General features: G+C 49.8%; 9 protein-coding genes. 3 read left to right on the top strand and 6 right to left on the bottom strand.

Features of this window, described 5'->3' with window-relative positions:
- Positions 1 to 2: 2 nt before the first annotated feature.
- Genes M1D30_RS13535 through leuS form a run of 4 tightly spaced genes read right to left on the bottom strand, consistent with a single transcriptional unit; the run spans position 3 to position 6,447 of the window.
- Positions 3 to 2,036, bottom strand: a complete 2,034-nt coding sequence (locus tag M1D30_RS13535) for a two-component regulator propeller domain-containing protein (protein WP_248504864.1) — start codon at positions 2,034 to 2,036, stop codon at positions 3 to 5.
- A gap of 9 nt (positions 2,037 to 2,045) precedes the next feature.
- Positions 2,046 to 2,666: a non-canonical purine NTP diphosphatase gene (locus M1D30_RS13530; RefSeq protein WP_248504862.1), complete on the bottom strand. Its 621-nt coding sequence runs from the start codon at positions 2,664 to 2,666 to the stop codon at positions 2,046 to 2,048.
- On the bottom strand, positions 2,599 to 3,600 hold the full coding sequence (locus M1D30_RS13525) for a YitT family protein (RefSeq protein WP_248504860.1): 1,002 nt from the start codon (positions 3,598 to 3,600) through the stop codon (positions 2,599 to 2,601). The genes M1D30_RS13530 and M1D30_RS13525 overlap by 68 nt, the downstream gene beginning before the upstream one ends.
- Positions 3,601 to 6,447 (bottom strand): leucine--tRNA ligase, encoded by a 2,847-nt coding sequence (leuS, locus tag M1D30_RS13520; protein ID WP_248504858.1) that lies wholly within the window; start codon positions 6,445 to 6,447, stop codon positions 3,601 to 3,603.
- Positions 6,448 to 6,685: 238 nt separating this feature from the next.
- Between leuS and M1D30_RS13515 the strand changes: the two genes are divergently transcribed.
- Together M1D30_RS13515 and mutS are read left to right on the top strand one after the other, a co-directional pair.
- Positions 6,686 to 7,942: an Ig-like domain-containing protein gene (locus tag M1D30_RS13515; RefSeq protein WP_248504856.1), complete on the top strand. Its 1,257-nt coding sequence runs from the start codon at positions 6,686 to 6,688 to the stop codon at positions 7,940 to 7,942.
- A 93-nt stretch (positions 7,943 to 8,035) separates the two neighbouring features.
- Entirely contained in the window at positions 8,036 to 10,657 is a 2,622-nt protein-coding gene (gene mutS, locus M1D30_RS13510; protein WP_248504854.1) for a DNA mismatch repair protein MutS, read from the top strand.
- A 15-nt stretch (positions 10,658 to 10,672) separates the two neighbouring features.
- Here the strand turns inward: mutS and lgt are convergent, their stop codons facing one another.
- Together lgt and ychF are read right to left on the bottom strand one after the other, a co-directional pair.
- Positions 10,673 to 11,521, bottom strand: a complete 849-nt coding sequence (lgt, locus tag M1D30_RS13505; protein WP_248504852.1) for a prolipoprotein diacylglyceryl transferase — start codon at positions 11,519 to 11,521, stop codon at positions 10,673 to 10,675.
- A gap of 14 nt (positions 11,522 to 11,535) precedes the next feature.
- Positions 11,536 to 12,636, bottom strand: coding sequence for a redox-regulated ATPase YchF (gene ychF / locus M1D30_RS13500; RefSeq protein WP_248504850.1), 1,101 nt, complete (start codon positions 12,634 to 12,636; stop codon positions 11,536 to 11,538).
- 282 nt (positions 12,637 to 12,918) lie between these two features.
- On the opposite strand from ychF, the gene M1D30_RS13495 reads away from it, so the two are divergent.
- Entirely contained in the window at positions 12,919 to 13,641 is a 723-nt protein-coding gene (locus tag M1D30_RS13495) for a hypothetical protein (RefSeq protein WP_248504842.1), read from the top strand.
- Positions 13,642 to 13,683 lie beyond the last annotated feature (42 nt).

Raw genomic sequence — 13,683 nt, 5'->3', positions numbered from 1 at the left:
TTTTAGTTGATGATGGCTATCTTACAAACAACTCCTTTATCGCCATTACTCGTAGCAGTGGCCACCATATAGACACCACTGGCCACACGTCGACCTTGCTGGTCGCAACCGTTCCATGTAAAGGTGCCGCCATTAGAGCGTCCCTGAGCCACTAATTTTCCGTTGCTGGTGAGAATCTTCACGTCGGCATTGTAAGAAAGTCCTACAATGGTTATAAGTCCTGTGTAGCCCGCTTCCACGGGGTTAGGATAGGCATAGACATCATCTTTTGTCATTTCGTCGACAGGTGTGGTAGCGTCGCTGATATAAGAACAGAGTCCGTTTCCTGTGCCAAAGAACACCTCGCCGGTATTGTTGTTGATGGCAATGCTTGTGACGTGATTAGAGAGCAGTTTACTGTTGTCGGTGGTAAAGTGCTGAATCTGCGTCAGGTTGTCCTCGCTGATAAGGTAGACACCGTTATTATCTGTGCCAAACCACTTGCGTCCGCCGCCGTCGATACAGATGGCTGTGATGCCAATGCCCGACAGGAGATAGTCGGCATAGTTCGTTCCATCGTTGCGAGGCACCTTGACCTGCGTAAAGACAGGGTTGCTGGCTGTTATCTGACCTTTCTCCAGCAGGAGCGGTCCCTGTTGAGTGCCTACCCAGATATTACCGTCTTTATCCTCGACCGTACACGACACGTAGTTGATGTTTTCTATTGAAAGACCATCTTGATTCTTGAATTCTGTGAAAGACAGTATCTTTTTGGTGTCTATGTTATATCGATAGAGTGAGGAAATATACCAGTTGTTATTGACAAACCATAGGTTTCCGTTGCTGTCAATTTGTAGGTCAGAGAGGTTTCCTAAGCTCTTGTTCGTATAACCATTGCCGCTGAGTTTCATCAACACGGGGATATGGTGTGACGTGAACTTACCATCCTTGCTGCGTTCGATGAGCGACTGTGTGGGAGCCTGACTGTTCATGAAGAGCACACGACCGTCGTTCAGGCATTTGACGCCTGTGATAAGCTCGTAGTCGGTGGTCTTGCCGTCGAAAGCCTCTATCGGACTGTTAGTGCTGTTATAGGCATTGACAATCTTTCCGTTCCTAAACTCAAACAGACCTGTACGTGCGCCTACAAACATGTGGGTTTCATCATTGGGGTCGTCATCAAAACACATGGCGTTAAAGTAGTTGATGCCTGTCTCGGGCTTGACGTTCTCGTCGTCCATAAACAGCCATTCGCCATCGCTCAAGGTCTGGATGTGCGTGGTGCTGTTGCCGTCCATAAGACTTCCATCGCAGCTATAGAGCTTGTTATTCTCAAAGCGCATGAAGCCGTGCGTGTTGCTCTTGGGGCCGCCAGGCTGCAGCGTCTTGACGGTGGCGATATAGTTGTCCCAGTCGGCCGTATCGGCTGTAAACGGCGGATAGGTGTTTGTCTGCTGCCAGTTCGACTTATCAATGAGGTTAGTGCTCATTGCCGCCACAAAAACCTTTCCATCCTTGGCCTTGGCATAAATATGATTGTCGTTGATGTTGACCGCCACGATGTTCTGGTCGAGGATATACGACTCGCTGATCTCAGCTCGCTGCACGTTCACTTTCACGATACCAAAGCCCGTACACAGATAGACGTATTGCTGATGGACAAAGACGTTATTGATGGTCTTGTCCTTGGTCATCGACTTACTATAGTACGAACTGATGTTCGTGACGTCGCCTTTGAGGTTGAGCAGGTCGATATTACCGTTCTGATAGATCACTATTAACTGCTTCACCTGCTGGTTCCAGGCAATGAGCTTGACGTAGGTATCGTTGAGCGTGTTGACCTTATCGTAGGTGGTGATAGAATGGTCGTTCAGATGATAGCTGTAGAGACTGTTTGAGGCACGTACGAATAGCGTGTTGGCGCCAGCCTTGACAATTTGCTGGGGCTCATAGTACGACATATAAGCGCGCCAGGTGCCTATCTGAGCCATTGACAATTGACAATTGATAATTGATAATTGTGCAATCAGTAATAATATCAGGGCCAGTCTCTTCATAACATATACTTATTTTAGGAGATACTCTGCGAGTTTCGCTGTGGCTCGTCCGCGATGACTGATGCCGTTCTTCTGTTCGGCAGTCATCTCGGCAAAGGTATGCTCAAAGCCTTCAGGACGGAAGATAGGATCGTAGCCAAAGCCCTCTGCCCCACTCCGCTCGCGTGTAATCTCGCCTTCCACAATACCCTCGAACAGGTGTTCCTGCGTGATACTGGTGCAGCCACAGGGACATACGTTCTTCTTTTGAATAAGGGCAATGACAGTGCGAAAGCGCGCCTTGCGGTTGTCCTGGTCGTTGAGTTCGCGCAGCAGACGTGCCATATTGGCTTCGCTGTCGTGACTGGCAGCATCGCTTTCCATACTGGCATAGCGGGCGCTGTAGATGCCTGGTGCGCCGTTCAGTGCCTCCACCTCGAGACCAGTATCGTCGGCAAAGCAGTCCAGATGATAATGGTCGTACACGTAGCGTGCCTTCTGCAGGGCGTTCTCCTCGAGGGTCTTGCCTGTCTCAGGGATATCCACATCACAGCCGATATCCTTCAGAGACAGCACCTCTACCCTATCGCCCAGAATCTGGCGTATTTCCTGCAACTTGTGCTGGTTGTTGGTGGCGAATACTATTTTCATTTTTAACCTTTTCTTTCTTGATTTTCACTTTCATCTCATCGAAGCCCTCACCATAGACACCAATAACGGAGCTTTGCGATACAAAGGCGTTGGGGTCGATCATCTTGATCAGGCGGAACATGCTGATGCTCTCGTTCTTTCTGGCCAGGATACAAAGCACCTTCACCTCCTGACCTGTGTACCAGCCGTGACCATCGAGGATGGTGACGCCGTGCTTGGTCTCAGTACCAATGGCGTTGGCTATCTCCTGCCATTTGCGAGTGAAGATCATAAACTGAACCGACTCGCGCCGTGCATTCATCACATAGTCGAGCACGAAGTTCTCCAGCGCCATCACGCAGAAACCAAACATCACTTTGTGGGCTCGCTCAATATAGTCGCCAAACTGTGGGAAGAACATACACGAGCCGATGATGCAGAAGTCGACACTGATGAGCACAGAGCCCAGCGACACGTTGTGATACTTGTTCACAGAGGCCGCAATGATATCTGTACCACCCGTTGAGCCATTGTGAAGGAAGACCGTGGCCAGCGCAATACCTGTGATAACGCAGCCAATGATCATCGACATGAAGTCCTGACCATCGCCCAGAATCTTGATGGGCAACCCGTTATCTTGCTTTGGAATAATCTCCTGAGCAAACACCAGCAGGAAATAGAGGGCAAAGATGGCATAGATGGTCTTCATCATGAACTTAAAGCCCAGGATCTTCAGCGCCACCAACAGCAGGATGCCGTTGATGATGATGTAAGTGTTCTCCAAGTGGAAGCCTGTGGCATAATAGATGATGGCCGACAGACCCGTGACGCCGCCTGCCACAATCTGGTAGGGCATCAGGAACACGGTGAAGGCGATGGTGTAGAGCACCAGGCCGAGGGTGATGAAGAAATAGTCTTCTACCTCTTTGAGGATGAGTTTGTGATCTATTGTCATTTATTTGATAACGATGTTCACCATACGCTTCGGGACGATGATAACCTTTACTATCTGCTTGTCTTCCACATACTTAGCTGTACGCTCGTCACCACGAACCATTGCTTCGATTGAGGCGTTGTCGGCATCGGCAGCCACCTGGATCTCGAAGCGGGTCTTGCCGTTGAAAGCCACACCCATCTTCACGTTGCTCTCAACGAGGTACTGCTCATCCCATGTGGGCCACTGAGCGTCGCATACACTACCCTGCTCGCCCAGCATCTCCCACAGCTCTTCAGCGATATGGGGAGCGAAGGGAGCGATGAGGATAACGAGGTTCTTGATCATCTCCTTATTCTTGCACTTCTGCTGACCCAGTTCGTTCACGCAGATCATGAAGGCCGAGATAGAGGTGTTGTAAGAGAACTGCTCGATGTCCTGCGACACCTTCTTGATGAGCTTATGAACACTCTTCAGGTTTTCAGGTGTTGCGTCTGTTGCGATGCCATCGCAGCATACTGAACTGCAGAGGTTCCAGAACTTCTTGAGGAAGCGGTGACAGCCATCGATACCATTGGTATCCCAGGGCTTCGACTGCTCCACAGGGCCGAGGAACATCTCGTAGAGACGCAGGGTGTCGGCACCGTACTTCTCGACAATCATATCAGGGTTCACCACATTGAACATCGACTTCGACATCTTCTCGATAGCCCAGCCGCAGATGTACTTGCCGTCTTCAAGGATAAACTCAGCATTGTTATACTCAGGACGCCAAGCCTTGAAGGCCTCGATATCGAGCACATCGGCCGAAACAATGTTCACGTCGACGTGGATAGGTGTTGTCTCCTTATAGTCCTTACGCAGGTTCAGACTCACGAACTTACCCTTGTCGGCACCCTCGTCCTCAATACGATAGACGAAGTTTGAACGTCCCTGAATCATGCCTTGGTTAACGAGCTTCTTGAAGGGCTCGTCCTCGCAGGTATAGCCTGAGTCGAAGAGGAACTTATTCCAGAAACGAGAGTAGATCAGGTGACCAGTGGCGTGCTCAGAACCACCCACGTAGAGGTCTACATTACGCCAGTATTCATTGGCCTCCTTGCCCACGAGGGCCTTGTCGTTCTGGGGATCCATATAGCGCAGGTAGTAGGCTGAAGAACCAGCGAAGCCAGGCATTGTGTTGAGCTCCAGTGGGAAGACGGTCTTGTTGTCAACCAGGTCTTTGCTCACCACCTTGTTGGCTGTGGTGTCCCATGCCCACATCTTGGCACGTCCCAATGGGGGCTCGCCCGTCTCAGTGGGCTTATACTCGTTGATCTCAGGCAACTGCAGAGGCAGACACTCCTTGGGAATCATATAAGGCATATCGTCCTTGTAGTAGACAGGGAACGGCTCGCCCCAGTAGCGCTGACGACTGAAGATGGCGTCGCGCAGGCGATAGTTCACCTTGACACGTCCGAGGTTGTGCTCAGTAACAAACTTCTTCGTGGCAGCAATAGCCTCCTTCACGCTCAGTCCGTTGAGAGAGAAACCATCGAGTGTGGTCTTACCAGCTGCAGGCGAGTTCATCACCCTACCCTCCTTCGCATCGAAGCTCTCCTCAGACACGTCGGCACCCTCGATCAATGGGATGATGGGCAGATTGAAGTGCTTAGCGAAAGCATAGTCACGACTGTCGTGAGCAGGAACAGCCATGATGGCGCCTGTGCCGTAGCCAGCCAGCACATATTCAGAGATCCACACAGGAATCTTGTCGCCTGTGAAAGGATTAACGGCATAAGAACCAGAGAACACACCAGTAACGCTGTGGTCCATCTGACGCTCGCGCTCAGTACGCTTCTTCACGTAAGCCAGATATTCGTCAACGGCAGCCTTCTGGTCGGCCGTGGTCAACTCAGCCACGAGCTCGCTCTCAGGAGCCAGCACCATGAAGGTAACGCCGAAGATGGTATCGGCACGAGTGGTGAAGATGGTAAAGTGCTTCTCAGAGTCGGCCACCTGGAACTCCATCTCAGTACCCTCAGAGCGACCAATCCAGTTGCGCTGAGCTTCTTTGAGTGAGTCGGTCCAGTCGATGGTCTCCAGTCCGTCGAGCAGACGCTGTGCATAGGCCGAGGTACGCAAGCACCACTGGCGCATCTTCTTCTGCTCCACAGGATAGCCACCACGCTCAGACACACCATTGATCACCTCGTCGTTGGCCAGCACAGTGCCCAGCGCAGGACACCAGTTCACCATCGTCTCGGCCAGGTAGGCAATACGATAGTTCATCAGCACCTCCTGCTTCTTCTTCTCAGAGAAGGCGTTCCATTCGGCAGCAGTGAAGTGCAGCTCCTCAGAACCAAGTGCGTGACAGTCCTCAGTACCCATCAGTTCGAAGTGCTCAATCAGTTTGATAGTGGGCTGAGCCTTATGTGAAGCAGTGCTATAGTAGCTGTTGAACATCTGCTGGAAGGCCCACTGTGTCCAATGATAGTAGCCAGGCTCGCAGGTGCGCACTTCCCTACTCCAGTCGAAAGAGAAACCAATCTTGTCCAACTGCTCGCGATAGCGGTTGATATTCTGCTCTGTGGTGATAGCGGGATGCTGACCAGTCTGGATGGCATACTGCTCGGCAGGCAGTCCGTATGAGTCGTAACCCATGGGGTTCAGCACGTTATAGCCCTGCAAGCGCTTGTAGCGAGCGTAGATATCCGAGGCGATATAGCCCAGAGGGTGACCTACGTGCAGTCCTGCTCCTGATGGATAAGGGAACATGTTCAGCACATAGAACTTCTTCTTCTTGTCGTCCTCTACTACGCGATAGATGCCACTTTCCACCCATCGCTTCTGCCACTTTTTCTCAATGTCTCTGAAGTTGTATTCCATTTATTTTGTCGTTGTTATTGTTTCTTAACCTGCAAAATTACTATTATTCTGCGAGATAGCAAAAGAAAAAGATGAAAATCTTCTCGCGTACGCCCGATATAGCCGATATGATGCTCAAACACCCCTACCCCATTTTTAAGTATAAAGAATCTAAAAAACTTTGTATATTCAAATAATTTTTTTAATTTTGCACACAGATAATTATCAATTTAATCTTTAAATCAAAACAAAAACGCTTATGAAGAAAATTTTTACTCTACTCGTAGTAATGATGATGGGTATCTGCGGATGGGCAGAAGACATTATTTGGTCAGAGGACTTCTCTTCCGTTACAGACTTTACTGTAAACCCCAATACCATTAATGAGAATTATACCTTCACAGGATTTGTGTTGAAGGATGATGGTACGGTTAAAAGCGGCACAAAGTTCTATAATGAGAATTTAGCAGGTGGTACTGCGCCCGAATTGCTGCTTGCCAAGAATGGAGGCAGCTTTACTGCTACTGTTGCTATGAATGGCAAAAGCGGTGACATGACTCTTAGTTTTAAGTCAAATAAAGCATTGACTGTTACTGCAGAAAACGCAACACTTGGAGAGGCATCAAACACTGGTAACGACTATGTTTATCCTGTAACAGTAGCTGCTGGTACCAATACAATCAAGATTACATTTACGATGGCAGGTGATAAGAATGCCCGCATGGATAATATCAAGCTGTCTCAGGGACAAGGCAAGAAGCCTGCAGGTCTCTCTTGGGGCACTTCTGCCAGAACGGTGACTTTGGGCGCTAGTGACAATCAGTTCCCCCAGTTGTCTAATAAAAATAATCTGACAGTTACTTACTCTAGTTCTAAGGAAGATGTAGCCACTATTAATGCCGAGGGTTTTGTGACTCTGCTTACTGCTGGTAAGACTGATATTACGGCTGAATTTGCAGGCAATGACGAGTATGAGGCTGCTAAGGTTACTTACACACTGACTGTAAATGAGGCAAGTACTGATGTTCCTGAGTTGATTACTGTTGACCAGGCTCTTGCTATTATTGATACACTTGGAAACGGTAAGACCACAACGAAGGTTTACCAGGTAGAAGGCTTTATTGTAGGTACTCCTGACTTCCAGCGTAAAGACGATCAGACTCTGTATGGCAATGTGAACTTTGATATGGCTGCAGAGAAGAATGGCACCACAAAATTGACTGTTTTCCGTGCAAAGTCTTTCGAGAATAAGAACTTTACAGAAGAGACAATTTCTTTACTTAAGGATGGTGATAAGGTTGTGATCGAAGGTAAGCTTCAGAAATATGTGAAGAATGAAGTGGTTACTCCTGAATTAACAAACGGTAAGCTCATTAGTGTTAATGGTGTTGGCTCTGGCATCAACAACGTGAAGACCGATGCTACCAAGAACGCTATCTTCAACCTGCAGGGTCAGCGTGTGAACAACGCTGCCAAGGGTCTGTTCATTGTGAATGGCAAGAAGGTTGTGAAGTAAAAATCGAACCTAAATATAAAAACGAGACGCTTCTCTTTGGAGTGTCTCGTTTTTTTTGTATCTTTGTGCTCGAAATTTTAAAAATTAGAAGTAATGGCAAAGAAAGATGGGGAACTGACCCCAATGATGAAACAGTTTTTCGATTTGAAGGCGAAACATCCTGATGCAGTGATGCTGTTCAGGTGTGGCGACTTCTATGAGACCTACTGTGAGGATGCCATTACGGCCTCGCGCATTCTGGGCATCACGCTGACCCATCGTAACAATGGGGCAGGGGGCCAGGGCGACGAGATGGCTGGCTTTCCCCATCATGCGCTTGACACCTATCTGCCTAAGCTGATTCGTGCTGGCAAGCGCGTGGCCATCTGCGACCAGTTGGAAGACCCCAAGCTGACGAAGAAACTGGTGAAGCGAGGTATCACAGAGCTGGTGACCCCTGGTGTGGCCCTCTCTGACAACGTGCTGAACTATAAGGAGAACAACTTCCTGGCCAGCGTGCACTTTGGCAAGTCGTCCATGGGTGTGTCTTTCCTCGACATCTCAACGGGTGAGTTCCTCACAGGCGAGGGTACAGCCGACTATGTGGAAAAGCTTTTGGGCAACTTCTCGCCAAAGGAGGTGCTCTTCGAGCGTGGTCGCAAGCAGGATTTTGAATTGAAATTTGGCACGAAGTTCTTCACGTTTCAGTTGGACGACTGGGTATATACGGACCAGACGGCACGTCAGAAGCTGCTGAAACACTTCCGTGTAAAAAACCTGAAGGGCTTTGGTGTGGAGCACCTGCAGAGTGGTGTGATTGCCGCTGGTGCCATTCTGCAATATCTGGAGCAGACACAACACACGCAGATAGGCCATATCACGTCTATCTCGCGCATTGAGGAGGATAAGTACGTCCGACTGGATAAGTTCACCATCCGCTCGCTGGAGCTGGTCTATCCCATGCAGGAAGACGGTAAGAGTCTGCTGGACGTGATCGACAAGACGGTATCGCCCATGGGTGGCCGTTTGCTGCGCCGTTGGGTGGTCTTTCCCTTAAAAGACGAAAAACCCATCAACGAGCGTCTGGACATCGTTGACTACTATTATCGCGAGCCTGACTTCCGTGCTTGTATCGACGAGCAGATCCATCGTATAGGCGACCTGGAACGTATCATCTCGAAGGTGGCTGTGGGTCGTGTGTCGCCACGCGAGGTGGTGCAGTTGAAGACGGCTCTGCAGGCCATTCAGCCCATCAAGACGGCCTGTCTGTATGCCGACAACGAAGCGCTGAAAAGGGTAGGGGAACAGTTGAACCTCTGCGAGAGTCTGCGCGACAGAATAGAAAAGGAGATTCAGGACGATCCGCCACAGCTGGTGCAGAAGGGTGGGGTGATTCGCAATGGTGTGAATGCCGAGCTCGACGAACTGCGTCAGATTGCCTATAGTGGCAAGGACTACCTGCTGAAGATTCAGGAGCGCGAGGCTCAGGAAACAGGCATTTCGTCATTGAAGATTGGCTATAACAATGTGTTTGGCTATTACCTGGAGGTGCGCAACACGTATAAGGACCAGGTGCCTGCAGAATGGGTGCGCAAGCAGACGCTGGCGCAGGCCGAACGCTATATCACGCAGGAGTTGAAGGAGTATGAGGAGAAGATTCTGGGTGCCGAAGACCGTATCCTGTCGCTCGAGGCGAAGCTCTTCAACGACCTGATTCTGGGTATGCAGGAGTTTATTCCGCAGATTCAGATCAACGCCAATATCATTGCGCATCTGGACTGCCTGCTGTCGTTTGCCAAGGCGGCTGAGGAGAACCATTATATCCGTCCTGTGATCGACACTACGGAGGTGATCGACATCAAGCAGGGACGCCATCCTGTCATCGAGAAGGAACTGCCCATCGAGGAGCATTATGTGCCCAACGATATCCTGCTGGACAACGAGCGTCAGCAGATTATCATCATCACGGGTCCGAATATGGCTGGTAAATCGGCGCTGTTGCGTCAAACGGCCTTGATAGTACTGATGGCCCAGATGGGATGTTTCGTGCCCGCAGAGGCCGCGAGAATCGGTCTGGTGGACAAAATATTCACCCGTGTGGGTGCTTCAGATAATATTTCACTGGGTGAATCCACGTTTATGGTCGAGATGACGGAGGCTTCGAACATCCTGAATAACATCTCTTCGCGCTCGCTGGTGCTCTTCGACGAGTTGGGTAGGGGAACATCTACCTACGACGGCATCTCGATTGCCTGGGCCATCGTGGAGTATCTGCACGAGAATGCGAAGGGTCATCCACGTACGCTCTTTGCCACACACTACCACGAGCTCAACGAGATGGAGAAGAACTTCTCTCGCATCAAGAACTACAACGTCTCTGTGAAGGAGGTGGATGGCAAGGTGATCTTCCTGCGCAAACTGGAGCGAGGCGGCTCTGAACACTCGTTTGGTATCCACGTGGCCGAGATTGCTGGTATGCCACGCTCTATCGTGAAGCGTGCCAACGTCATTCTGAAGCAACTGGAGAGCGAGAACGCCCAGGTGGGTGGGGCAGGGAAGCCCACAGCCGAGATTGCCGCTTCTCGCGAGGGCATGCAACTGTCGTTCTTCCAACTCGACGACCCTGTGCTTTGTCAGGTGCGCGACGAGATTCTTGGTCTCGACGTCAATAACCTCACGCCACTCGAAGCGCTTAACAAACTTAATGATATCAAAAAAATAGTCTCAGGCAAATAACCTGAGACTAATTTTTTATGCTTTCTTCAAGCCTTTCACCATACAATAGACGCCTATGATGATGAAGGGAATAGAGAGTATCTGTCCCATGTCGAAGGGAAGACCCTCTTCGAAGGCTTCCTGCACCTCCTTAAAGTACTCGATGAAGAAGCGGAAGGTGAAGATATAAGCCAGGCAGAGGCCAAAATAAAAACCAGTTCCCACGCGCTGTGGCATCTTCTTATAAAGCCAGAACATCAGGGCGAAGAGTAGGGCATAGGCGATGGCCTCGTAGAGCTGGCCAGGATGGCGCAGAACAACGTTCTGTGGACCGTCGTTTTGGACGAACCAGAAGGCCCAGGGCAGACTCTCGTCTGTGATCTTTCCCACAATCTCTGAGTTCATCAGGTTGCCAATACGGATGCAGCAGGCCGTGATGCCTGTGGCAATGGCGATATTGTCGAGCACGGTCCATACGGGCACCTTGAAACGGCGCACATAGAGTAGGAGCGTGATGATCAGTCCCAGCGTGCCACCATGCGACGCAAGTCCTTGGTAACCAATCATATGCCATCCTCCCATCGCATCAATCTTGATGGGCAGCAGCATCTCGATAACACCCTTCCACGACGTGAGGAAATAGTCGGGCTGATAGAAGATGCAATGACCCAGACGGGCGCCAACGAGGATGCCCATGAAGCAGTAGATGAAGAGGGGCTCAAACTTCTCGTTGGCAATGCCCTGCTTCTTATACAGCCAGCGCACCATCAGATAGGCCAGGGCCAGTCCGATGAGCCACATCAGCGAGTACCAGCGCATGCTGAACGCACCAATGCTGAAAACCTCGAGCGACGGGTTCCAAGTGATAAAGAGTTCACAGTTCATAGTTCAGAACCAGCTTAAACATTGAAGCGGAAGTGCATGATATCACCATCCTGCACCACGTAGTCCTTACCTTCTACGCCCATCTTACCAGCCTCGCGAACAGCAGCCTCAGAGCCGTATTTGATATAGTCGTCGTACTTGATGACCTCGGCGCGGATGAAGCCCTTCTCGAAGTCGGTGTGGATAACGCCAGCACACTGGGGAGCCTTCCAACCCTTCTTATAGGTCCAGGCCTTCACCTCCATCTCGCCAGCAGTGATAAAGGTCTCGAGGTTCAGCAGGGCGTAGGCCTTCTTGATCAGACGGTTCACGCCACTCTCCTCCAGACCCAGCTCCTCGAGGAACATCTGCTTGTCCTCATAGCTCTCGAGCTCAGCGATATCCTCCTCTGTCTTGGCAGCGATGACCATGGCCTCGGCACCTTCTTCCTTGGCCAGTGCCTCAACTTTCTTGGTGAAGTCGTTACCACTCTTGGCGTCAGCCTCGCCTACGTTGCAGACGTAGAGCACGGGCTTTGAGGTCAGCAGGAACAGGTTGCGTGCGCAGTCCTGCTCGTCCTTGCTCTCGAACTCCACGATACGGGCGTTCTTACCCTGCTCCAGCACCTCCTTATAAGCCTTCAGCACAGTCACCTCTACCTTGGCGTCCTTGTTGCCTGCAGCAGCGGCTTTCTCTGTCTTAGCCAAGCGAGAATCGATGGTCTCGAGATCCTTCAGCTGGAGCTCAGTATCAATGATTTCCTTGTCGCGGATGGGGTCGATAGTACCATCAACGTGGGTGATGTTCTCGTCCTCGAAGCAACGCAGCACGTGGATGATAGCATCCGTCTCGCGGATGTTGCCAAGGAACTTGTTTCCAAGTCCTTCACCCTTCGAGGCACCCTTTACGAGGCCTGCAATATCAACAATCTCACAAGTAGCAGGAACAATGCGTCCTGGGTGTACTATCTCGGCCAGTTTGGTCAGTCGTTCATCAGGTACGGTGATAACGCCCACGTTGGGCTCAATCGTACAGAAAGGGAAGTTTGCTGCCTGTGCCTTTGCACTTGACAGGCAATTGAAAAGTGTAGACTTACCCACGTTGGGCAGTCCCACAATACCACATTTTAATGCCATTTTTCTATATAAACGTTTATAAACTGGGTGCAAAGGTACGACTAAGTGAGTAAAAAACCAAATATATTTGGATTTTTCTCTTTTGGTGTAAAACTTCTTTGTAATTTGTTTTCAAACGTACAAATTACTTTTTCATTTATATTAAAAAGCATTAAAAATGATGGTTTTAAGCGTTCTATTATAGAATAATTTGGTTATCTTTGCACACAAATCTATGAATTTCACTAGAAGATAACAATTTGTGTCCTAAGTAGTTGGACATAATACAGCTACAAAACTACGATGAATCAAATTAAAAAACTGAAGTTACGACTTAATGAATGTTTCAAGCACTACCCACAGGCTCATCATTTCTATGACGGACCCTATCATGGTGGTAAATCATTTTATTCTTATTATTTGGATGAGGAGGGGATGCGCGTTTTCGACGGCCCTTTTCACTACCAACTCTCTTGCGTGAGTTCCTATGGCAGCATATTACATAACGAGGCCCAGGGTCGCTTCCTGAATGGGCTGAAGAACGGCGTGTGGCACTATTATTATAAGAGTGGTACGCACACCATGAAACTCACAGTCAACTACGTGAAGGGCAGTATCGACGGACAGGTGTACTACGAGGAAATCACGACGAACATGATTAAGCGCAAGAGTGCCAAGACCAAGATTGCCTTCCATTCTTCGCAGCGCAAACCAACGGGTGCTGTCGAGGGCTTTATGCATGGCCATAAGATTAAGGCGCTGCTGGATGCCGAGGGACTGCCTCACGACGAGTGGTCGAGCGAAATCTTCGACAATGAGCACGGCGAGTGGAAGGTCGTGGAACTGTGGAACCACGGTCGTCTGGAGAAGGCAGAAAGAAACCTTTTCACCTATGGCAGAAAGGAGACGATAGCGCCTTATATGTGTCAGAAACTCAACGAGTTAATCGACGAGATAAACCACACAATGCTGCGCATTGTGCAACATGGTTCTCAGGGTGGCCTGTCGTATATTCCTTGTCTTTGAGATATAAAAAAATAGCGCGTTGGAAAGTTCCAGCGCGCTATT

The sequence above is a fragment of the Prevotella sp. E15-22 genome, from assembly GCF_023204875.1.
GTDB lineage: Bacteria > Bacteroidota > Bacteroidia > Bacteroidales > Bacteroidaceae > Prevotella.
The sequence above is the reverse complement of the archived record's forward strand: the minus strand, read 5'-3'. Positions and strand labels throughout refer to the sequence as shown.

Coding starts and splice junctions, on each gene's coding strand:
- M1D30_RS13530 (WP_248504862.1), bottom strand. CDS start 2,666: ATGAAAATAGTATTCGCCACCAACAACCAGCACAAGTTGCAGGAAATA.
- M1D30_RS13525 (WP_248504860.1), bottom strand. CDS start 3,600: ATGACAATAGATCACAAACTCATCCTCAAAGAGGTAGAAGACTATTTC.
- M1D30_RS13495 (WP_248504842.1), top strand. CDS start 12,919: ATGAATCAAATTAAAAAACTGAAGTTACGACTTAATGAATGTTTCAAG.
- M1D30_RS13535 (WP_248504864.1), bottom strand. CDS start 2,036: ATGAAGAGACTGGCCCTGATATTATTACTGATTGCACAATTATCAATT.
- M1D30_RS13515 (WP_248504856.1), top strand. CDS start 6,686: ATGAAGAAAATTTTTACTCTACTCGTAGTAATGATGATGGGTATCTGC.
- lgt (WP_248504852.1), bottom strand. CDS start 11,521: ATGAACTGTGAACTCTTTATCACTTGGAACCCGTCGCTCGAGGTTTTC.
- mutS (WP_248504854.1), top strand. CDS start 8,036: ATGGCAAAGAAAGATGGGGAACTGACCCCAATGATGAAACAGTTTTTC.
- ychF (WP_248504850.1), bottom strand. CDS start 12,636: ATGGCATTAAAATGTGGTATTGTGGGACTGCCCAACGTGGGTAAGTCT.
- leuS (WP_248504858.1), bottom strand. CDS start 6,447: ATGGAATACAACTTCAGAGACATTGAGAAAAAGTGGCAGAAGCGATGG.